Source organism: Pedobacter endophyticus, assembly GCF_015679185.1.
Taxonomy (GTDB): domain Bacteria; phylum Bacteroidota; class Bacteroidia; order Sphingobacteriales; family Sphingobacteriaceae; genus Pedobacter; species Pedobacter endophyticus.
Map to the genome: position 1 here is coordinate 4,757,250 of NZ_CP064939.1, position 20,489 is coordinate 4,777,738.

At 37.3% G+C, this 20,489-nt stretch carries 21 protein-coding genes; 11 read left to right on the forward strand and 10 right to left on the reverse strand.

The features are described from left to right. Positions 1 to 92: 92 nt before the first annotated feature. Together IZT61_RS19465 and IZT61_RS19470 are read right to left on the reverse strand one after the other, a co-directional pair. The gene (locus tag IZT61_RS19465) at positions 93 to 1,499 is read right to left on the reverse strand and encodes a CCA tRNA nucleotidyltransferase (RefSeq protein ID WP_196098670.1); all 1,407 of its coding nucleotides are present in this window, start codon (positions 1,497 to 1,499) and stop codon (positions 93 to 95) included. A 267-nt stretch (positions 1,500 to 1,766) separates the two neighbouring features. Further along, positions 1,767 to 2,333: an L-threonylcarbamoyladenylate synthase gene (locus IZT61_RS19470; protein WP_196098671.1), complete on the reverse strand. Its 567-nt coding sequence runs from the start codon at positions 2,331 to 2,333 to the stop codon at positions 1,767 to 1,769. 93 nt (positions 2,334 to 2,426) lie between these two features. Between IZT61_RS19470 and IZT61_RS19475 the strand changes: the two genes are divergently transcribed. Then, entirely contained in the window at positions 2,427 to 3,185 is a 759-nt protein-coding gene (locus tag IZT61_RS19475; protein ID WP_196098672.1) for a GLPGLI family protein, read from the forward strand. A 159-nt stretch (positions 3,186 to 3,344) separates the two neighbouring features. Then, complete coding sequence (locus tag IZT61_RS19480; protein ID WP_196098673.1) at positions 3,345 to 3,899, forward strand: DUF4136 domain-containing protein; 555 nt, start codon at positions 3,345 to 3,347, stop codon at positions 3,897 to 3,899. Between the two features lie 135 nt (positions 3,900 to 4,034). Here the strand turns inward: IZT61_RS19480 and IZT61_RS19485 are convergent, their stop codons facing one another. Next, positions 4,035 to 4,853, reverse strand: coding sequence for a 2,3,4,5-tetrahydropyridine-2,6-dicarboxylate N-succinyltransferase (locus IZT61_RS19485; protein WP_196098674.1), 819 nt, complete (start codon positions 4,851 to 4,853; stop codon positions 4,035 to 4,037). Positions 4,854 to 5,011: 158 nt separating this feature from the next. Between IZT61_RS19485 and IZT61_RS19490 the strand changes: the two genes are divergently transcribed. After that, a complete protein-coding gene (locus IZT61_RS19490; protein ID WP_196098675.1) occupies positions 5,012 to 5,416 on the forward strand; it encodes an RNA-binding S4 domain-containing protein in 405 nt (134 codons plus the stop codon). On the opposite strand, the gene IZT61_RS19495 is transcribed toward IZT61_RS19490, so the two are convergent. The 4 genes from IZT61_RS19495 to IZT61_RS22495 form a co-directional block, all read right to left on the reverse strand. After that, positions 5,413 to 6,186 (reverse strand): EcsC family protein, encoded by a 774-nt coding sequence (locus IZT61_RS19495; protein WP_196098676.1) that lies wholly within the window; start codon positions 6,184 to 6,186, stop codon positions 5,413 to 5,415. The genes IZT61_RS19490 and IZT61_RS19495 overlap by 4 nt on opposite strands. 168 nt (positions 6,187 to 6,354) lie before the next feature. Further along, a complete protein-coding gene (locus IZT61_RS19500) occupies positions 6,355 to 6,834 on the reverse strand; it encodes a nucleoside deaminase (protein WP_196098677.1) in 480 nt (159 codons plus the stop codon). Between the two features lie 66 nt (positions 6,835 to 6,900). Next, complete coding sequence (locus tag IZT61_RS19505) at positions 6,901 to 7,500, reverse strand: OmpH family outer membrane protein (RefSeq protein WP_196098678.1); 600 nt, start codon at positions 7,498 to 7,500, stop codon at positions 6,901 to 6,903. A gap of 348 nt (positions 7,501 to 7,848) precedes the next feature. Further along, positions 7,849 to 7,974 (reverse strand): hypothetical protein, encoded by a 126-nt coding sequence (locus tag IZT61_RS22495; RefSeq protein ID WP_262895702.1) that lies wholly within the window; start codon positions 7,972 to 7,974, stop codon positions 7,849 to 7,851. A gap of 57 nt (positions 7,975 to 8,031) precedes the next feature. On the opposite strand from IZT61_RS22495, the gene gyrB reads away from it, so the two are divergent. From gyrB to IZT61_RS19525, 4 genes are all read left to right on the forward strand, one after another. Further along, entirely contained in the window at positions 8,032 to 9,990 is a 1,959-nt protein-coding gene (gyrB, locus tag IZT61_RS19510) for a DNA topoisomerase (ATP-hydrolyzing) subunit B (protein ID WP_196098679.1), read from the forward strand. A gap of 481 nt (positions 9,991 to 10,471) precedes the next feature. Beyond that, complete coding sequence (locus tag IZT61_RS19515; RefSeq protein WP_196098680.1) at positions 10,472 to 10,810, forward strand: PadR family transcriptional regulator; 339 nt, start codon at positions 10,472 to 10,474, stop codon at positions 10,808 to 10,810. A gap of 1 nt (position 10,811) precedes the next feature. Then, positions 10,812 to 11,495, forward strand: coding sequence for a hypothetical protein (locus tag IZT61_RS19520; RefSeq protein ID WP_196098681.1), 684 nt, complete (start codon positions 10,812 to 10,814; stop codon positions 11,493 to 11,495). An 88-nt stretch (positions 11,496 to 11,583) separates the two neighbouring features. After that, the gene (locus IZT61_RS19525; RefSeq protein WP_196098682.1) at positions 11,584 to 12,195 is read left to right on the forward strand and encodes a hypothetical protein; all 612 of its coding nucleotides are present in this window, start codon (positions 11,584 to 11,586) and stop codon (positions 12,193 to 12,195) included. Between the two features lie 89 nt (positions 12,196 to 12,284). Here the strand turns inward: IZT61_RS19525 and IZT61_RS19530 are convergent, their stop codons facing one another. The 3 genes from IZT61_RS19530 to IZT61_RS19540 all read right to left on the reverse strand — a co-directional run bounded on the left by IZT61_RS19530 (position 12,285) and on the right by IZT61_RS19540 (position 14,651). Continuing rightward, complete coding sequence (locus tag IZT61_RS19530; protein ID WP_196098683.1) at positions 12,285 to 13,211, reverse strand: bestrophin family protein; 927 nt, start codon at positions 13,209 to 13,211, stop codon at positions 12,285 to 12,287. 26 nt (positions 13,212 to 13,237) lie between these two features. Then, a complete protein-coding gene (locus tag IZT61_RS19535; RefSeq protein ID WP_196098684.1) occupies positions 13,238 to 13,729 on the reverse strand; it encodes a hypothetical protein in 492 nt (163 codons plus the stop codon). Positions 13,730 to 13,940: 211 nt separating this feature from the next. Further along, positions 13,941 to 14,651, reverse strand: coding sequence for a LytR/AlgR family response regulator transcription factor (locus tag IZT61_RS19540; protein WP_196098685.1), 711 nt, complete (start codon positions 14,649 to 14,651; stop codon positions 13,941 to 13,943). 291 nt (positions 14,652 to 14,942) lie between these two features. Here IZT61_RS19540 and IZT61_RS19545 point away from each other — a divergent pair, with 291 nt between their 5' ends. The 4 genes from IZT61_RS19545 (at position 14,943) to IZT61_RS19560 (ending at position 20,473) form a co-directional block, all read left to right on the forward strand. Beyond that, positions 14,943 to 15,176, forward strand: coding sequence for a hypothetical protein (locus tag IZT61_RS19545; protein ID WP_196098686.1), 234 nt, complete (start codon positions 14,943 to 14,945; stop codon positions 15,174 to 15,176). 304 nt (positions 15,177 to 15,480) lie between these two features. After that, the gene (locus IZT61_RS19550; RefSeq protein WP_196098687.1) at positions 15,481 to 16,521 is read left to right on the forward strand and encodes a hypothetical protein; all 1,041 of its coding nucleotides are present in this window, start codon (positions 15,481 to 15,483) and stop codon (positions 16,519 to 16,521) included. A 179-nt stretch (positions 16,522 to 16,700) separates the two neighbouring features. Beyond that, positions 16,701 to 18,101 (forward strand): vitamin K epoxide reductase family protein, encoded by a 1,401-nt coding sequence (locus IZT61_RS19555; RefSeq protein ID WP_196098688.1) that lies wholly within the window; start codon positions 16,701 to 16,703, stop codon positions 18,099 to 18,101. 191 nt (positions 18,102 to 18,292) lie between these two features. Then, the gene (locus IZT61_RS19560) at positions 18,293 to 20,473 is read left to right on the forward strand and encodes a peptidase domain-containing ABC transporter (RefSeq protein ID WP_230383772.1); all 2,181 of its coding nucleotides are present in this window, start codon (positions 18,293 to 18,295) and stop codon (positions 20,471 to 20,473) included. Positions 20,474 to 20,489 lie beyond the last annotated feature (16 nt).

Genomic DNA, 20,489 nt, shown 5'->3' on the forward strand with positions numbered 1-20,489 from the left:
TTTTGGAACCGTAAAAATAAAGTTAATTTGTTTTACCACAAACATCAAAATGCCCCAATTTGTTGCCTTAATTCAATGTATTGGCAATTAAATTATTTATTAACAGGATTTAATCCCATTTGTTTTGCTTGATTTAGCATAAAATCGAACGCTTCTTGAAAGTCGTTTGTAATCTCGCCTTCTAATATTGCCTCTCTAATTGCATTCTTGATCAGGCCGACTTCTTTCCCAGCCGCAAGGCCAAAAGTTTCCATAATATCGTTTCCCGAAATGGGTGGTTGCCAGTTTCTGATCTTATCGCGTTCTTCAACATCTTTTAGTTTTTGTTTAACCAGTTCGAAGTTGCGCCTGTATTTCGTTTTTTTATATTCGTTTTTTGTTGTTACATCAGCATTGCAAAGTAGCATTAAGCTATCAATCTCCTCGCCAGCGTCGAAAAGCAATCGCCTCACGGCAGAATCGGTAACCGTTTCCTGTGCCAGCACAATTGGCCGTAGGTGCAGTTGAACTAGCTTTTGTACGTATTTCATCTTCTCATTTAAGGGAAGTTTGAGCTGCGCAAATATCTTCGGAACCATCCTCGCGCCTCTGTCTTCGTGGCCGTGAAAAGTCCAGCCATGGCTTTCGTCGAAACGCTTGGTGGCTGGTTTGGCAATATCGTGTAAAATCGCCGCCCACCTTAGCCACAAGTCATCGGTTGTTTCGCAGATGTTATCTAAAACCTCTAGCGTGTGGTAAAAATTATCTTTATGGCCTTTTCCCTTGATTATTTCTACACCATAAAGCTGCGTCATTTGAGGAAAGATAATGTGCAATAATCCAGTGTCGAAAAGAAGCTTAAAGCCTATTGAGGGCTTCGGCGATAAAATAATTTTATTTAATTCATCTGTGATCCGTTCTTTAGATACGATTGTGATGCGCTGTTTCTGCGTTTTTATTGCTTGTATAGCCGCTTCATCGATAACGAAGTTTAGCTGTGTGGCAAAACGAATTGCCCTCATCATGCGCAATGGATCATCAGAAAAGGTAATTTCCGGATCGAGCGGCGTCCTGATTAATTTTTGCTCCAAATCCTTCACGCCTCCAAATGGGTCTAACAGTTCCCCAAAACGATCAGCATTTAGGTTAAGTGCCAGGGCATTTATGGTGAAATCTCTTCTTAATTGATCATCTTCAAGTGTACCATCTTCAACAATAGGCTTACGCGAATTAGAACGATAAGACTCTTTTCTGGCGCCAACAAATTCAACTTCCAAATCTTGAAACTTGATACTTGCCGTTCCGAAGCTTTTAAAAACAGCCACCTTGGTACCCAGCTTGCGACCAACGGCCTCGGCGTAATCTATTCCGCTGCCAACCACCACAACGTCAATATCTTTAGACGGTCTGTTCAGAAATAAATCGCGAACAAAGCCACCGATAACATAGGCTTCGGTTTGATGTTTGTCGGCTACCGACGATAAGGTTTTAAAAATCGGATTCTGAAGATATTGTTGCATGAGGTATATAAAAAGCTGTCATGCTAAAGAAAGAAGGATCTGCAAGCGATGAACACCTGCCCATCCGCAACAGGCGGGGATTCTTCGTGCCTCAGAATGACAATTGGGAAGCAAAAATAAGAAAAACATTTAGTGAATGTCGCCACGGAAACTCCGAATCCACGAAAAGAAAGGGAAAGAATGGGGGAAATGTGGAATTGGTGTAATGTTGAAATTATTTTTTTGCCCTTTTATCTTTCGACTCCGCACTTCCAGCCCCAAACTCAATCACTTACGGATAAACTCAAACTGGCCGCCCGGTGCAAGCTTCATTATCGTAGATGGTTTCCTGGAATTTCTGTTTTCTTGTTCAAAGTCGACAACATAATCAACGCCTGCAATAATTTCGGGATCAATGTCATCAAAAAATTTCGGAGATGGCTTACCGCTGATGTTTGCAGAAGTAGAAACAATCGGCTTCCGGAATCTTTGAACAAGTGGCGTGCAAAAATCGTGTTTTACAATTCTTACGCCAACGCTACCATCTTCATTAATTACGTTTTGAGCTAAATTTTTTGCACCTGGAAAAACCAGCGTCAGGGGATTTTCTGCGTATTCGATTAAATCGTAGGCCACTTCAGGTATTTCGCTGATATAACTCTGCAATTTGCTGTCTACATCCAATAAAATAATGAGGCTCTTTTCTGCGGGCCGATTTTTGATTTTGAGCAGTTTTTCAACCGCATCAACGTTCGTTGCATCGCATCCTAAACCCCAGATGGTATCAGTTGGGTAAAGGATCACACCGCCACCCTTTAAAACATCAAAAGCCTTGTTAATTTCGTCTCTTAGCATGCTACAAAGGTATTTATAAATGGGAAGTTAAATAATGTTAATGTTTAAAAAGATCACTTTCATCCAATTATCTTTAGGTAAAATCTAAATCAAATGAAGAAAATACACGTGCTCATAACCCTATTAAGCTTATTGAACTTTGCTTTCGCTCAAAAGAAGGCCACCCTACATTATCAATTATGCCAGGATATTTATGGCCGAAATGACAAATCCTCACTACAGCAATATTATCAAAATGGAAAATCGCTAGAACTGCCAATAATTAGTGATGTGAAAAGTGATACCGTTGTTGACGGGTTGACTACAAATATTAAACAGATAATAAGGGTTGATAGAAACAGACTTCCATTTATTTTAAAAACAGCAGAGCGCAAAAGTTTAATTTATGCGAAGGAAATATGGACTAAACCTACACAACTGGTGACTGATACGTTTAACAAATTTAAGTGGAAGATATTGAATGAAACAAAAAACATTGGCAACGTGAATTGTACCAAAGCCGAAACATATTTCAGAGGACGTAATTATGTGGCTTGGTTTAAAAAAGATAGCAATATTCAAACTGGGCCATGGAAATTTGGTGGCTTACCGGGGATTATTTATGAAGTACAGGATACAGACGGCATGTTTAAGTATGAATTAACTGGTATTGAATTGGTGGATAGTTTTCCAATTGAACTCAAGACGCCAGAAGGTTATAAAGACAATTTGATAATTACTCATGGCGAATTTATGGCGCTATGGAAAGCAAATAAAATTGAACTCGAAAAGGACAACGATAAAGTTGAATATACTTTCACTGGATCGAACACAATAAAAACCCATGTCGCACCAATACAAGAATTATATTGATTTTGTAAAATATTTATAATGAGTGACTAAGGTTGAAACAATATCAGCCAGCAAACCGTTTTAGGTTTAAAACAGATTTGTAAAATTTGTATCGGTTATCTTATTTTCCGTTCCAAAATTGCTATATTTATTACAGGTTATTTAAAATAAAAACACACAATGAAAACAACAAAAAGAATATTAATGCTACTTACTGTTGTATTGGCATTAGCAGGGTGCTCTACCCTTCGTACCGCTTCGGATTATGACAAAACAGCGGACTTGAACAGCTACAAAACGTACAATTTTTACGATAAGGGAATTGCCCGCGTTAAGCTGAACAATCTGGATAAACGCAGGTTAATGGCCGCTGTTGAAACAGAGATGAATGCTAAAGGATTTACTAAATCTGAAAAGCCAGATATGTTGGTTAACCTGGTAGTAGTTGCCAGAGAGAAAACAGACATTTATGGCCCTGCTTATTATGGCGGTTGGGGCTGGGGCTGGAGAGGCGGCTGGGGCTCGCCATTTTGGGGCGGACCGAATTACGTTAACCAATATATTGAGGGTACCATCATCATCGATTTCTTAGATCCTGCGAAAAAAATCTTGTTCTGGCACGGACAGGGCTCAGGATTTAACCTCGATAATTTTAGCAAAAGAGAAGAGCGTTTGAATACTGGTGTTAAAGAAATCTTGGCTCAGTATCCGCCAAATGCTATAGCAGCGAGGTAAAGGTTTAAGGTAAAAGGCGTAAGGTTTAAGGTGTTGGTGTACCTTAAACCCTATGCCTTACTTTTATCTAGCCACAAAACAGATTTAAGGCGTTTGCTGGAAGCCTTACGCCCTAGACCTTATACCATACACCCTTTAAACAGCTACATTATTTTCTCTCAACGCATCATTCAGCGAGGTTTTCTTATCTGTACTTTCTTTACGTTTGCCGATAATTAAGGCGCAAGGCACCTGATATTCGCCGGCAGGGAACTTTTTGGTATAACTTCCGGGAATAACTACCGAGCGTGCCGGAACAATTCCTTTATATTCAACCGGAGTTGATCCTGTAACATCGATAATTTTAGTTGATGCAGTTAAAACCACATTTGCGCCCAATACCGCTTCTCTCTCTACTTTTACGCCCTCAACTACGATAGCTCTCGAACCTAAAAACGCGTCGTCTTCAATAATAACAGGAGCGGCTTGCACAGGCTCTAATACGCCTCCAATACCAACGCCGCCACTTAAGTGAACACGCTTGCCTATTTGGGCGCATGAGCCAACAGTTGCCCAGGTATCAACCATTGTGCCCTCGTCTACATAAGCGCCAATGTTAACGTATGAAGGCATCATAATTACGCCTTTGGCCAAAAACGAACCATAACGTGCGCTCGCCATTGGTACAACACGTACACCTGTCGATTTATAATCAGTTTTTAAGTCCATTTTATCATGGTAAACAAAAGGGCCGCTTTTAATTTCTTTCATCTCGCGAATCGGGAAATACAAAATTACCGCTTTCTTTACCCATTCATTAATGCCCCAGGAGTTTAAAACAGGTTCTGCAACACGAATCTCACCCTTATCTAGCCTTAAAATAACACTTTCAATGGCTTCACAATAGTTGCTGAATTGTAATAGCGTTCTGTCTTCCCAAGCGGCTTCAATTAATTTCTTTAAATCTGAATACATGATGTTTTAAATTTTACGCAAAATAAATCTTTTTTTGCTTATTAAAGGTTCAATTGTTTAAATTGTTTGTTTAAATGAGGTTAATTGACTGAATCGTTTAGCCATTTCTGCAATTAGCCAACTTAAAAATTAAGCTAAATGCGTATTTTTGAAGCTGTATGAAAGAGACAGAGAAACTTAGGATAGACAAGTATTTGTGGGCAATAAGATTATTTAAAACCCGAAGCCTTGCAACGGAAGCATGCAAAGCGGGACGTGTGAAGCTTAAAGGACAAAATATTAAGCCATCTGCAATAGTTAAAATTGGCGATGTTTATCAAATTTCTAAGGGAATAGAGAAGAAAGTAATCGAAGTTGTCGATTTCTCATACAATAGAACCGACTCGCCAACTGCGCTAACAAAATATAAAGACCTTACACCTGTTGAAGAAACACATGCATTTAAATCGGCATTTCATGCTCCAACGTTAAAAAGAGACAGGGGATCGGGTAGGCCGACCAAAAAAGATCGCAGGGAAACAGACGACTTAATTAGCGGCATGTTCGAAGAGGAAGATGATTAGTCCTTAGTCGGAAGTCTTAAGTCAGTAGTCGACTCACGACTGAGGACTATCGACTGGAGACTAAAATACCTCATTCGATAACTCATCATAGCGGTTTTACCCAGTTTTTCAATCAGTTTATAGTTGGCCACAGCGCCCACGGCTGCACCCACAAAAGGAAGCATTTGCGCCAGCTTGGCCAGGTCGATATAATCGCGGTATTGTTGTTGAAACGTTAGCCAATCAAACTCATCGATATTGGTGGGCAGTTGATGCGCCTTGTTGTCCCAATCCTGCATTTTGTTAAATACCGCATGGCTTTCTTTCTTGCTCGAAAAAGCCAATTGAAATACATGTAAAATGTACAGCCGTTCGCGATAATCCTTCACATCGTAACCATAAACTGCGGCAATGTCGAAAAGCATTTTCATCTTTATACCGAGCAGCAACGGAAAATCGGCCATGCTCATTAAGAAGCCGCCTGCGCCCGTGATTCCGCCTTCGGCAGCGCCGGTTTTTTTATAGTTCTCTATCTTTTGTTTAATCAGTGCCTCACGATGCATAAAAGTTAAATCGGCAATAGGCTTTGAGGTTGTAAACGTCGAGCCAAAAAGCACAGCTTTAACCATTTGCTTTATTGCTGTGGTGATGGCATTGTGCACTTTATCGGGGATATAGCTGTTAATTTTCCGCTGAACATTGTCGGTTACCTTATTAAACAGCGAGGGCTTCTGCAAGAGTTTAAATTTCCAAAAATCCAGTTCGCTTATGATTTTCTGTTCGTAGGTCATGAATTTTTTACTGCAAAAATTATTCCTTAATTGAGGTGTTAACTCACAGCTATCATTGAGCAGGGATAATACCAATTACCAGTTACCAATTAGCAGTTAACCAATTATCAGTTAACCAATTCACCGATTAACCAACCCAACAACTATCCAATCTAGCCATTAAGTAATTTATTCAATTTCAAAAGGCGATTTTTCCCAAAGCTTAAATGCTTTCAAGGCCTCGTTTCTCATTAATTGTACAACTGGCAGGGCTCGTTTTTCCAGAGGCTTGTCCAGTTCTTCGTAAATAAGCTTGTCGCTAAATCCAACTTCCTCGGCATCCGCTTTGGTGTTGGCGTAATAAATAGTTCCAATCTTGGCCCAGTAAATAGCACCGAGGCACATGGGGCAAGGTTCGCAGCTGGTATAAATTACACATCCTGTTAAATCGAAAGTATTTAATTGTGCACAGGCGAGCCTAATGGCCGAAACTTCCGCGTGGGCGGTGGGATCGTTGTTTAAGGCCACTTTATTCGCCGAACCGGCAATAAACTGCCCGTCTTTTACAATTACCGCTCCAAACGGTCCGCCGTTGCCAGTTTGGAGGTTTTCGAAAGATAGCGCTATGGCCATTTCCATAAATTGCTGATGTTGCTCCTTGTTTTCCATTGTAAAAAGGAGCGCAAAAAAAATGCCCCGATTACTCGGGGCATCCAGTTTATATCTTTTTAAGGCTTATTTTTTGCTGTATTCAGCATTTAAACCTTTAATTACTTCAGAAGTAACATCTAAGCTCTCATCGGCAAATAAGATTGCGCTATTGCCTTTAGAATAGGTTAAAACCATTTTGTAGCCTTTTTCTTTGGCGTAGCCTTTCAAATAATCGGCAACTTTATCATATAATTTTTCGTTTTCTGCAGCTTGCTCGTTTTGTAGGGCACCACCGGCATTTTGTTGGTAAGTTTGTAATTCTTGTTGCTTACGTGCCAAACGCTCTTCGGTGCTTTTACGTTGATCAGCAGATAGTGTTTGTGCACTTTGCTGGTATTGCGCAACCTCTCTCTGGAAAGCCTGACCTTTAGCCTGCATATCCTTTTGAGCATCTGTAGTCTTTTTCTCAAACTTAACTTTAAGATCTTTAAAATAGTCGTATTTTGTTAATAACGAATCTGAGTTTACATAAACAATCTTCTCGTTTGAAGATACTGCTGCCGTTGTACTGTCTGTTTTTTTTGTTTCAGTCGTTTTAGCGTCCTTGTTCTGGCAAGCTGTAAAAGCCGTAATTAATGCCGCCGTAGCAACTATGCCAAAGGTTTTAAAGGTTCTTCTTTCCATTATTATTTAATAAATTTTAGCAAAGATAAAAATGATAATTAAGTATGCAATAAATAGTTTCGAAGCCTGTGCCGCTGTACAAAAATTGCTTAACAATTGATTTAACGGAGTTTAGGTGCCAAGTATTGTTAGAAAAGCAAGCGCACTGATTCATTTTAAGCGTCTGGCCGCTATCTGCTTTCTTCGCCAACTTAGCGAAAAGCTAAGGCTTCGTGCTCGCTGCTATTCGGGTTCAAATGGCTCTGGTTGCCACAAGTTGGCGGTTGCAGGATACGGAACCGGCCTACCGCCTACGTATGGTATTTGCTAAACCCGGTTGCATTAGAAAGCGCCCGATTCTTTATTCAATTAGCCGGCACTGAAATTGCCCCGGGCTTTATAATGGAAAGCGGAAGGAACATCAATGTGAATACCGAAACCACTTTCTAAAAACTGCTTTAAATCGCTTTTTAACACCCCAAAACTTATCCACATATTAGGCTATGTGCCGAAATTTCCGTATTTTTGATACTTATAGTTTTTATTTAAAATATGAGCGAAGAACAAGATTTAAAGTCAAATTATTCGGCAGATAATATACAGGTTTTAGAAGGTTTGGAAGCGGTGCGTAAGCGCCCTTCGATGTATATAGGTGACACCGGAGTAAAAGGTTTGCACCATTTAGTTTACGAGGTTGTAGATAACTCTATTGATGAGGCTTTGGCGGGTCATGCCAATACAATCGACGTTAAGATTTTAAAAGGAAACTCGATTAGAGTTGAAGATAACGGCCGTGGTATTCCAACCGGGATCAACAAGAAAGAAAATAAATCCGCGCTGGAGATTGTGATGACGGTGCTTCACGCCGGAGGTAAGTTTGATAAAGATACTTACAAGGTTTCGGGCGGTTTGCACGGTGTTGGGGTAAGTTGCGTTAACGCATTATCAACGCACCTGACTGCTGAGGTGCATCGCGAGGGCAAAATCTGGATGCAGGAGTACAACATTGGCAAGCCATTGTACGATGTGAAGGAAGTTGGCGATACGGATAAACGCGGTACCATTGTAACCTTTACGCCAGATGAAACCATTTTTACGCAAACCACTGAATATAAGTACGATACTTTAGCTGGTCGTTTACGCGAACTGGCCTTCTTGAACAAAGGGATTACACTAACTTTGACCGATGAACGCGAAACTTTAGAGGATGGTTCTTTCCTCTCCGAAGTTTTTCACTCTGAAGGTGGATTAAAAGAATTTGTTAAGTTTTTAGATGGAACCAGGGCATCATTTCTGCCTGAGCCCGTTTATATTGAGGGTATTAAAAACGGTATTCCGGTTGAGCTTGCTTTTCAATACAACGATAGCTATTCGGAAAACGTACACTCGTATGTTAACAACATTAATACGCACGAAGGCGGTACGCACATTGCGGGTTTCCGTAGGGGTTTAACCCGTACCTTAAAAGCGTACGCTGATAAATCGGGCTTGTTAAAGAACCTCAAAATGGAAATCACTGGTGATGACTTTAGAGAGGGCTTAACGGCGGTGGTATCAGTTAAGGTGCAGGAACCGCAATTTGAAGGGCAAACAAAAACCAAGCTTGGTAATAGCGAGGTAATGGGCGCCGTTGATGTGGCAGTAGGCGAGGCCCTTGGCATTTACCTTGAGGAAAATCCCAAAGAGGCTAAAATGATTATCAACAAGGTAATTTTAGCCGCTACGGCGCGTGCTGCGGCACGTAAGGCCCGCGAAATGGTTCAGCGCAAGAGTGTAATGGGTGGCTCGGGCTTACCCGGCAAGCTTGCCGATTGCTCAGATAGCGATCCGGAAAAGTGCGAGATTTACCTGGTTGAGGGTGACTCGGCGGGAGGTACTGCCAAACAAGGACGCGATAGAAACTACCAGGCGATTTTACCGTTAAAGGGTAAGATTTTGAACGTAGAGAAAGCGATGGAGCATAAGATTTACGAGAATGACGAGATCAAGAATATGTTCACGGCCATTGGTGTGAGCATCGGTACGCCTGAAGATGATAAGGCTTTGAACTTAACGAAACTGCGTTACCACAAAATCGTAATCATGACGGATGCTGATATTGATGGCTCGCACATTACCACTTTGATTTTAACCTTTTTCTATCGTTATATGCGGGCGTTAATTGAAGCTGGTTATGTTTACATTGCCTCGCCACCGCTTTATCAGGTTAAGAAAGGTAAGGAATTTGAGTATTGCTGGAGCGATATCCAACGTGATGCTGCTGTGCAACGCTTAAAGGGTGCCGGTAAAGAAGATAGTGTACATATACAACGTTATAAAGGTCTTGGTGAAATGAATGCTGAGCAGCTTTGGGAAACAACTTTAAATCCGGCAACCCGTACTTTACTACAAGCTACAATTGAAAGTGCAGCAGAATGCGATCATACTTTCTCTATGCTAATGGGCGATGAAGTTGCACCACGTAGGGAATTTATAGAGCGTAATGCAAAATATGCGAAGATTGATGCTTAATAAGCTTAAAGACTAAAGCTGAAAGCGAAATAAGCTTTGTCATCTAAGCTTAAAGGCTAAAGCCAGATAAGAAGCATTGTCAACCTGAGCTTTAATTATTGCATAAAAATCCATATAACTGACGTTATTTTTTAGAATAAATGTTCAGAATATGGCTGAGAGAGGTCGTCTTTTCGAGCGTAGCCGAGAAATCTTTCATGCAAAGTTCAAAGATTTCTCCTCCATAGGAGCTCCTTTGGAGCACTTCGGTCGAAATGACGATTTTTTTAACGTCAATGGTAGCATTGCGACTAGAGTTTACCTCGAGCGTAGCCGAAAGGCTCAATACAGGCTTAGTTGAAGGGCAATGATTTTTATTTTCGAAATATAAAACCTTTACAATATGAAAACCCTTTTCGATTTAAAACTCGAAAAGGGTTTTCTGCTTTATAAGTTACATACATAATTTTCTTAGGTATATAAAAATTTATATATTTGCTGCATGGCATTGAAAAACGAATTGTTTAAGGGTACATTGCAAACCATTATCCTTAATCTGTTATCGGAGAACGAGCGAATGTATGGTTATGAGATCACGCAGAAAGTGAAATCCATTACCCAGGGTGAGCTATTATTGAAAGAGGGTGCTTTATATCCTGCGCTGCATAAATTAGAGGCCGATGGCTTATTGGAAACTTCTACCGAGGTGGTTGATAACCGCGTTCGCAAGTATTATTCTTTATCTAAAAATGGAGAAAAGGAAGTGGTGAACAAGTTGCAGGAAGCGAAGGATTTTATTTCTCAATTACAGTTGTTGTTAAACCTTAAGCCAAGTTGTTGATATGCAATTAAGTAAAGAAGAACTCGCTTTTGTAAAGCAGTTCATTACCGAAAAGAAATACATCTACGTTGAAGAACAGATTGAGATATTAGATCATTTTATCTCGCTACTGGAAGATCCTCAGCTTCGAAACGATGGAGAGGAGTTTGACTTGCTTGTTGACAGGACTTATCTCGAGAATAAGATCGATTTACTCAGTATTCAAAAGTCGGTAAAGCAAGGTTTGAAAAGGACTTATTATAAAATGTTCCGTAAAAACATTTTCGCTAATCTTGCATCCAGGTTCTCGCTGTTCTTGTTGTCAGGTTCGGTGCTTTACTTCTGGTATTTGATAGCGATTAGAGACAACATCTCAATACTGACGGGTTTTATCCCCTATGTTATCATGCTTCCAATTTCCGTAATCGGTTGTCGGCGTAAATTTGCACTTGCTAAAGGCAAGTTCCTAACGTCCAAAATCGCTTCACGATATTCACTTTGGTGGGTTTGTTTTCAGCTTCTTCCCTGCAATGTGCTTATCACGTTAGGAAATAACGCTACAATAAATCAACATCTTTCTTTTATGCTGATCTCTGCTCTACTCATGATTCAGTTATTGATGTTCAGGGCATTTATTCAGACCGCTCTAGCGGGTGCAAAAAAATGTAAGGTGATGGAAGATCAATATAAATTGGTAAATGCCTAACAATGAAGCTATGAAATTAACCAAGGAACAATTAATTCAGATTCAGGAGTTCATCAGGAAACGTGGCTTCACGTTCATCGATGTTCAAATGGAAATTATTGATCATGTAGCGTCGGCTGTGGAAGAGCGAATGAACAACAACGATACGCTTAGTTTCGATCAGGCTTTGCAAGAGACGCATCAATCATTTGGTCTGTTTGGTTTTAGTAGCATTGAAGAAGGGATTACAAGAGGACTTGAAAAAAAATACCGAAAGCTGTTCTTCCGCTTTATGCTTTCTTTTTTTAGGCTAAAATATCTCCCAGTTACACTGGTGGCATTCGCTGCACTTTATAAATTACAAGATTTTGTTCAAAAAACGAAGTTGATGCTTCCAATCTTTATAATCGCGGTTTTGGCCATCACCGTTGCGTTTTCTGCGCAATACTTTAGATCGAATTCGCTGAAAAATTATTTAGCTTTTAGATGTTCGGCTGTTTATCTGTGCCTTCTTGGTAGCTTTCTTTCGATGTCTAGCGTATTAAGTATGGTGCTCGATACACCTCATTTTTATTTCGGAATTAATCTGAATGCTTTGGCAACGGCTGCAATGATCGGTTTATTTTATATCTATATTTTTTCTGCCATCAAAACAGCCAGGGCCGGGGCTGTGGAAAGTAAATTGTTAATGGAAAAGTATAATCTGGTCATCGCTTCATAAAGTTATTTTCCGATTTAAAAAAGTAGCCACAACCTTTTCTCATTTAGAGAAGAAATTGTGGCTTACTAACGACAGAAAAGAATTGACGTTTATAAAATGTAATACGAACCAAAAGGTGCCAATTCGGTTTGAGGTTTGTCCTCGTATAATTTGTTGTCGTCTAACATTTGGCAAAGATCTCGCTCAATAGTTCTGCATATCGTTGTTGTTGGCGTATCTGTAGGCTTGTTTTCGAACGGATCTTGTAAGTGTACAGCCATTTTTTCTACCAATAAGAAAAAGGCAGCAATGGCGACTACTAAGGGCACTTCCATATATCCAAAATATTCGATCAATCCGAACGGCAGCAACACTATAAACAAATGTATCGACATGCTGATGTACTTGCTATAAGTAACCGGAAAAACGGTGTTCTTGATTCTTTCCGATCCGCCCATGTAATTACACAGGCCAGTAATGGTTTTATCGATCTCAATTTGCTGGTATTTATTAATCCAGCCCTCCGATAATGCACGTTTCAGGTCCATACCATGCAATTCCAATAATGTTGTAGTTACATTTTTGCGTTTTTTGATAAATGCAATTTCTTCGGCACAAAGATATCCTTCAATGCCTTCTCGAGGATTAAAGCCACGTAACGACTGACTTAGCGCATAACACCAGGCAATTTGTCGCTTGATGAAACGCTCCTTAAACGCTTCAACTTCTTCCAATTGATAAGGGTTTTCTACAAATGATAATATCTGGCGAGAGATTGACCGGGAATCGTTAACTATCGACCCCCAAAGAATTCTGGCTTCCCACCATCTGTCGTACGCCTGGTTCGACCGGAAAGCCAACAAAAGTGATATTATGGTGCCTAAAAGTGCCGGCACGGCAACAGGTATTGATATTCGGGTAACGTGAAAATTTTGATACAGGATAACTATGCCCACCGAATAGGCGATTACGAACAATAGTTCTTTTTTGATTTTTCCGAATATATAACTAAGTGGGACATTCTTTCTTAATAGCATAGGATAAAAATTTAATAGGACAGGGCTTAAACATTAGTATTTTGCAACGTTCTTTCGTGCATCTTGGTTTCGATGAGGTTCTCGTTAACTTCGTGCTCGATAATATCCAACTCCATTGTTTCACAGCCCGAGCGCCCGGTTAAAAATTTTGGATCGATGCTATATTTGTTAATGGGCTTAAAGTTGTAGGCTTTTGGATAGGCAATGCAAGCCACCTCCAGCGCTTCGAGGAAATTTTTGAACGCAACAACGGTACTGCCATAGAAATATTCAATCCCGAGGTTGAGTCGGTCGGCGTATTTCGCTTTGTAATGGTTTAATTGTGCGTAAAACTCGTCGCTAATGTTTTCATAATCCCGGCTTCTATAGTTCAACATTAGCATATCGGTTACTGAATCGGATAATTTAAAGGCGTGCAAGAAAATGATGTTGAGCTTTTCGTGCTGGCTTTGCATAAGAGCATCGATAATTTTTGTGCTCTCCACATTAAAATCGGTTGGAACTAATACTGTCTTCATGGGATTATCTTGTTTAAATTTCTATAAATTATTTATACAAGTTTACCACGATGTTATTACAGCGAAATAAGACTAAGATTAAAATGAGATTAGAATTGAAGGGTGATGGCAGGAGACAAAAGAAAAGTGCCCCATTGCTAAAATTGTGCAGGGATTGAGATTTGAAAGCTTTGATCTAATACTGATTTAAAAGCTATTGGTTTAGGATAGGTTAATTCCTTTTTAAAAGCTTTGCATAAACATGAGCATACATTCTGCCTATTTTTATGGTTTTGCCATTATAAAGTATAATATGGGATCGTTCTAAAACCTTAATTTGATCTTTTGCTACAAGAAACGAGCGGTGCACCTGTACAAACAAATCAGTTTCTGCTAATAATTCCATTACTTCATGGAACCTCGAGTTAGACATAAAAGCTTCTTGATTAACTAGAATTTTTGTCGACTTTTCCTGTGCCTCTACGAAAATTAGATCTTCAATCTTCAGCTTTATTAGTTGATTCCTATGTTCAGTGCCTTTTACAAGAAGGTATTCCTGGCTTTCTTGTGGCATGCTCTGCGATTCCTTAAGCGACAGTTTTGTTAAGGATTGTGTGAATTTTGTTAACGATATGGGTTTTAGCAAATAATCGTCTGCATTCACTTCGTACGAACTTAAAGCGTAACTAGCGTAACCTGTTGTAAAAACTAACCTTTTTGTTTTATGCCGAATCAGTTTAGCAAGTTCCAAACCATTCATTTCCGGCATTTCGATGTCTAAGAAAATGATATCTACCGGATTTTTTAATCCCTCTATTGCAGCCAGGGCAATAAGGGGGTTGGTGAATGTTTTCGATAGTTTAAGTTCTGGTTGTTCTGCAATGTAATCAGTTAGTAACTCTAAAGCAGAAGAATCATCATCAATGGCGAGACACGTGAGCATAATATTTCTTAAATAAAAGTAAAGTGGGATTTGCACTATTTAAGAAATGATTTACACGAATATATGTAATAAAAAGCTGACAATCAAAGAAGAATTTTGTTATAATATTTTCAGCGAGTCGAAAATATGTCGTTCACACCGCCTCGTATGTCGTTCATGTCGTTTCGACGGTTGTTGGTGCCAAAAGTTTTTATTTTAGATTTTTTAGTTGAGGTTTGAGGTAATTAATCAATCGAATATCAAAAGGCTATTTCAGTTGAAAGATATTCATCACTTAAGAGAATAAAAAATATGGAAAATTTGAGAATGAAAATGCTCTCAAAGCAAGAAATGAAAGCTGTAAAAGGTGGGTACAGTAGGTTTTATTGTACTATTAAACATCCTCGTGTTGTAGTCTTTGGAATCACGATTTCACAGGGCAACAACTATGATGAATGTAGAAAAGCACGAGACCGACAGTTAGCAACTGTTGAACCAACCATTGAAGAAAATTTAGAATACGATGGTGATCCAGTAAATTTTTAATTTGCAGGTTGGCAAAGTTAACAGGTAAAACTTTAAAGTATCGGATAATGAAGAAGGGATTTTATATTATCTGATACTTTAAACGACTGATACATTCTAGATGGAATCTAACTAATATTGTTCATTGTTGTGCTGAAATTTTGAATATTAATAATAAGTGAAGACTAGAATGATGATTGTACATTTGATATTCAAAATTGAATATTAGGTCTTTAAACTCACAGAAATATAAGCTAAAATTAGAAATTTCATATGAAAAGAAGGTTTTTACTTTTACTTTTAATACTAACTCCATATTTTGTTTTTGCTCAAAAAAAAAATAATTATTTTAGATAAAGCGGACAACAAGCCAATTAAAGGGATATCAATTCTTACAGAAAGTGGGGGGTTAATTGGAGATACGAATGAGAAAGGTGAATTTATTTTTGATAAATCTTTCTTTGGAGAATTGAAAATAACAAAGATTATGATTTATAGTATAGATTATCAATCGGTAGAATTCCCTATTGGTATTTTACCTAATATTATTTATGTTAAGAAAATAAAAGTTAACGAGTTAGATGGTGTTGAAATAAAAGCTAAGCGTATTAATAAATACTACATTTTAAGTGCTTTCGTACGAAGCTGGAAATTGGTAAATAATAAGGTTGTGAGATATGGCGATGCCATTACAGATTATCAAATTCTGTTTGAGGGTTCAAAATATCCGTTTCGTGCACAAAAAAACAAATATATAAGAGCATTTAGAAATTTTAAAATAGATAGTATAAAGGCAAAATCGAAAGTATTTAGTATTACATTTAGTGATGGTTTTTTTAATGACGATCTACCTAACGGTGATCGAATTTCTAGTAGCTGGAGTTGGTACAGTACAAAAAAAGTTAAAGACAGTTTATACGATGTGTTTGATGAGGGGAAGAATGTTGGGTATGCTATTTTTGACAAAGAAAATTTTCCAGTGGAAATTAATGTAACTAACGATTTTGACGGTGACGAAGCGCTAAAAATAGCATTATGGTGGAAGATTTCGGGTAAAAGTAAAAATATAGAAAAATGGACTAAGACAGACAATATTAGACATCCAATATATATATTTTCTGATAAAAAAACATTGGAAAAGAGTCATAACGGAAAAATCAACGAAGTAGAGACAGTTACAGAAATTTATCTCAGTGATAAAATTCGTTTTGACTGGAATAAGCCCATAAAATATAAGGCAAACATTGATACTGATCGGAGTTTTTATGATAAAGACTATTGGACGGAAGAAATGAAGAAACATCCTTTGCCTAGTTTTATTTTAGGACAGTTGGGGAGTATTAACGAGTTAGAAAATGTGTATTAGTTTGAATTGAAATTAAGTTTATACTCAATCAAGATCGAACAATAATTAACGATGAGAAGTAATCACATAAATTAATTCAATTTTTTTTAAAAAAATACAAAATTAAATTTACCAACTATAATCTAAATTTTTTTTTACTTACTAACCCCAATAGTAATAACTTTTTTGGTTTAAGTCAATTGTTTACAATTTATGGACTTAAATCAATAGCCCAAAAGCTAAGTTTTAATGATGCAAAGGAAAAAGCAGGCTCATTTCTTGCTTATTTGGAAAATCCAGACGAAATCGTCGCAATAACAAAAATAAACTCTACAAACATAGAACTAATTAATGGAAAGGGGGACTCTTTTAAAGAGAATATACCCAAATTTTTAGAAAGATGGTCTGATAATGTAATGTTTCTCGAAGCTGGAGACATAAAACATGAAAGAAACATATTAACAAACAAAGTTTTAAGCATTATAGTTTCAGAAAAAAAATATTTATTCGTTTTTTTTCTATTCGTTGCTTTTTTTTTAATGCTAGTCAAAAATGAAAACTATATTTTTAATAGTATTGTTTTTGGTCTTAATTTTATTGGTTTACTTTTAAGCAATAAAATATCTATTTTAAAAAATAGTGACGAAGAAAGTAGCGTATGTAAGCTAATAAAAGGTGGAGATTGTAAATCGCTCACAAAAAGCACTAGATTTTTAAATCTATTTGAATATGATCGTGTTGGCATTGTGTATTTTTTGCTATTTTGTTCAATCCCAATGTACTCAAACTATATAGTTTCAGGTGGTGTGTTAACTATAATTTCATTTTTAGCCGTTTTTTTTCCATTCTATTCGATATTTTATCAGCAGTATATAGCAAAAAGCTGGTGTATACTTTGCTTACTAGTTCAAAGTTGTATTGTATTGAATTTTTTTACTTTTTTTATAAAAAGAAGCTCATTTGAATATAGTTTATTTAGTTTTTTTAATTGTTTTGTTCCCATAGCGATTTTACTAGTAATCGCAAATTTTTATTTTTTGGCATTGGATTATAGAAATAAATTTGAGAATGTAATAAAAAGGCTAAATAGATTTATTAGTAATGATCAGATTTTTAACTTTTTATCATATCAAAATTTCCAAAATACAGATGTTAGAACGACAAGTCCTATCATAATTGGAAAGGAAAGAGAAATGCAGATATCATTAATAACTAATCCGTTTTGTGATTATTGCCGGGAAGCATATATAAAGGTTAAGAGGGTGATTTCTTACAATGATAATTATGCATTAAAGGTAATTTATTTGGATAACCATAATAATGAAGCTAAAGATATTTGCCTGCAATTTATTTCTATATTTTTTCTAAGTGGTGAAAAGATATATTTAGAATCGATTGATGCATGGTATGAATGGGGAAATTTAGATCATCAAAAATGGCAGAGAAAATTTTATGTCAAAAAGTACGAATTAGCCAAAAAAATACTAATGGAGAATAAAGAATGGGCGAATCAAAATAACATAAATGAAACCCCAATGTTTTTAATAAACAATGCTCATTTGCCAATCGAATATGAGATTGAAGATTTGAAGTATATGTAATATAAAAAACCTCTCGTAGCTCTGCTTCAGGGAAAAGAAAGAAAGCATGAAAAACGAAGAGTTACTATAAAAAACAACTTCTTTACCCATGGATTCTCTAAATTCTATTTTAGCACCCCCCCAGTTTATTATATACATTCATTTGATGCCAAGTACAAGTAATTAACGTATAATATCTTAAAAAATAAAAATTGATTTCATTTCCTTTTTACAAACAACTTGACCAAATGGATTGTGGTCCTACCTGTTTGCGTATGATAGCTAAACATTATGGGCGCAACTACAGCTTACAGCGTTTACGAGAAATTTCAGGAATTAACCGAGAAGGTGTTTCGTTATTGGGTATCAGTCAAGCAGCTGAAAAAATAGGTTTTCGTACAACTGGAATAAGAATTAACTTAAAAAAACTTTTAGAAATAGACTTGCCATGCATTATTCATTGGCAACAAGGTCATTTTATAGTACTTTACAGAATAACAGAAGACATTTTTTACATCGCTGACCCTGCTAAAGGCCTGATAAAATATAGTATAACCGATTTTAGCCAACATTGGTTAAGTACCAAAAATAATAGTGATGGTATAGTCTTGTTACTTTCCACATCTCCCGATTTTTATTCACAGAGTGGCGATCCGACAAAGGGCTTAAATTTAACTTATCTGATAGGTTATCTAACCAGATACAGAAAACTGATCTTCCAACTGTTCTTGGGGCTAGGCATTGGTAGTCTATTGCAATTGATTTTACCATTTTTAACACAATCAGTTGTCGATATTGGCATCAATACCCGCAACATCAACTTTGTTTATCTTATCCTTATTGCACAAACGATGCTTTTCTTAGGACGTCTGAGCGTTGACTTTATTCGTTCTTGGATTTTATTGCATATTAGCACAAGGATTAATATATCTGTCCTTACCGATTTTTTAATTAAGTTGATGAAACTCCCAATGAGCTTTTTTGAAACCAAGATGACGGGTGATATTATGCAGCGAATGGATGATCAAGGTAGAATACAAAGCTTTTTAACAGGTTCATCATTAAGTACTATTTTTTCGCTCTTCAACTTGGTAGTTTTTGCTGTGGTATTGGGTTATTATAACCTCAATATTTTTGTTGTCTTTATAGTAAGTGCCTTTTTATATAGTTTGTGGGTTGTTGCTTTCTTGAAAAAACGACGCGAACTTGATTTTAAGCGGTTTGATATTTCATCTGATAATCAGAGCAGCATTGTACAGTTGATTAGCGGTATGCAGGAAATTAAGTTGAACAATTGTGAACAGCAAAAGCGTTGGGAATGGGAGCACATACAGGCAAGACTATTTAAATTTAGTATTAAAAGCCTGGCTTTGGGTCAATATCAACAAATAGGAGCGTTTTTCATTAATGAGGGCAAAAATATCCTCATCACTTTTATGGTAGCAAAGGCTGTAATTGATGGGCAATTAACTTTAGGTGGCATGATGGCTGTACAGTATATTGTGGGGCAATTGAATAGCCCAATTGAACAATTGTTGGGTTTTTTGCAACAATTTCAAGACGCAAAGATTAGTTTAGAACGGCTAAACGAAATACACGAGATGAAAGATGAAGAGCCGATAGAAACTAACTTTATAAATAATTTGCCAACGAATAAAAACATTAGCTTACACAATGTAACTTTCAGCTACCCCGGTGCAGGTAACGAACCTGTTCTGCAAAACATCAACCTTAGTATTCCTCAAGGCAAAACTACGGCCATAGTAGGCATGAGTGGTAGCGGAAAGACCACTATATTAAAATTGCTATTACGTATTTACGAAGTAGAAAAAGGAGATATCAAGATTGGCAATACCTACTTAAATCAGATTGGTTATCGTTATTGGAGAGGCAAGTGTGGCGTAGTAATGCAAGACGGATTTATATTTTCGGATACAATAGCCCGTAATATTGTTGTAAATGATTATTATCCTGACCTCGAAAGACTAAACCACGCCATAAAAATAGCTAATGTCAGTAAATTTATAGAAGACTTGCCGTTAGGTATCAATACCAAAATTGGTGCAGCCGGAAACGGTATAAGTCAAGGGCAACGCCAACGTATGCTTATTGCAAGAGCCGTTTATAAAAACCCAGAATATATCTTTTTTGATGAAGCTACAAACGCTTTGGATGCCAATAATGAAAGGATAATTATGGAGAATTTGGAGCAGTTTTTTAAAGGCCGTACCGTTGTGGTTGTTGCCCATCGTTTAAGTACAGTAAAGAATGCAGATAATATAATAGTGTTGGATAAGGGTGCAATTATTGAGGAAGGAACACACACTGAATTAACTAAAAGTAAAGGTGAGTATTATCAGTTGGTGAAGAATCAATTGGAATTAGGAAATTAAAATAATTGGAGATCAA

Bases quoted from the DNA above. Each gene is read 5' to 3' on its own strand.
- IZT61_RS19465 (WP_196098670.1), bottom strand. From the start codon at position 1,499: ATGCAACAATATCTTCAGAATCCGATTTTTAAAACCTTATCGTCGGTA.
- IZT61_RS19515 (WP_196098680.1), top strand. From the start codon at position 10,472: ATGGCATTGAAAAACGAATTGTTTAAGGGTACATTGCAAACCATTATC.
- IZT61_RS19545 (WP_196098686.1), top strand. From the start codon at position 14,943: ATGGAAAATTTGAGAATGAAAATGCTCTCAAAGCAAGAAATGAAAGCT.
- IZT61_RS19525 (WP_196098682.1), top strand. From the start codon at position 11,584: ATGGAAATTATTGATCATGTAGCGTCGGCTGTGGAAGAGCGAATGAAC.
- IZT61_RS19500 (WP_196098677.1), bottom strand. From the start codon at position 6,834: ATGGAAAACAAGGAGCAACATCAGCAATTTATGGAAATGGCCATAGCG.
- IZT61_RS19535 (WP_196098684.1), bottom strand. From the start codon at position 13,729: ATGAAGACAGTATTAGTTCCAACCGATTTTAATGTGGAGAGCACAAAA.
- IZT61_RS19540 (WP_196098685.1), bottom strand. From the start codon at position 14,651: ATGCTCACGTGTCTCGCCATTGATGATGATTCTTCTGCTTTAGAGTTA.
- IZT61_RS19475 (WP_196098672.1), top strand. From the start codon at position 2,427: ATGAAGAAAATACACGTGCTCATAACCCTATTAAGCTTATTGAACTTT.
- IZT61_RS19495 (WP_196098676.1), bottom strand. From the start codon at position 6,186: ATGACCTACGAACAGAAAATCATAAGCGAACTGGATTTTTGGAAATTT.
- IZT61_RS22495 (WP_262895702.1), bottom strand. From the start codon at position 7,974: ATGTGGATAAGTTTTGGGGTGTTAAAAAGCGATTTAAAGCAGTTTTTA.
- IZT61_RS19530 (WP_196098683.1), bottom strand. From the start codon at position 13,211: ATGCTATTAAGAAAGAATGTCCCACTTAGTTATATATTCGGAAAAATC.
- IZT61_RS19520 (WP_196098681.1), top strand. From the start codon at position 10,812: ATGCAATTAAGTAAAGAAGAACTCGCTTTTGTAAAGCAGTTCATTACC.
- IZT61_RS19490 (WP_196098675.1), top strand. From the start codon at position 5,012: ATGAAAGAGACAGAGAAACTTAGGATAGACAAGTATTTGTGGGCAATA.
- IZT61_RS19485 (WP_196098674.1), bottom strand. From the start codon at position 4,853: ATGTATTCAGATTTAAAGAAATTAATTGAAGCCGCTTGGGAAGACAGA.
- IZT61_RS19470 (WP_196098671.1), bottom strand. From the start codon at position 2,333: ATGCTAAGAGACGAAATTAACAAGGCTTTTGATGTTTTAAAGGGTGGC.
- gyrB (WP_196098679.1), top strand. From the start codon at position 8,032: ATGAGCGAAGAACAAGATTTAAAGTCAAATTATTCGGCAGATAATATA.
- IZT61_RS19505 (WP_196098678.1), bottom strand. From the start codon at position 7,500: ATGGAAAGAAGAACCTTTAAAACCTTTGGCATAGTTGCTACGGCGGCA.
- IZT61_RS19480 (WP_196098673.1), top strand. From the start codon at position 3,345: ATGAAAACAACAAAAAGAATATTAATGCTACTTACTGTTGTATTGGCA.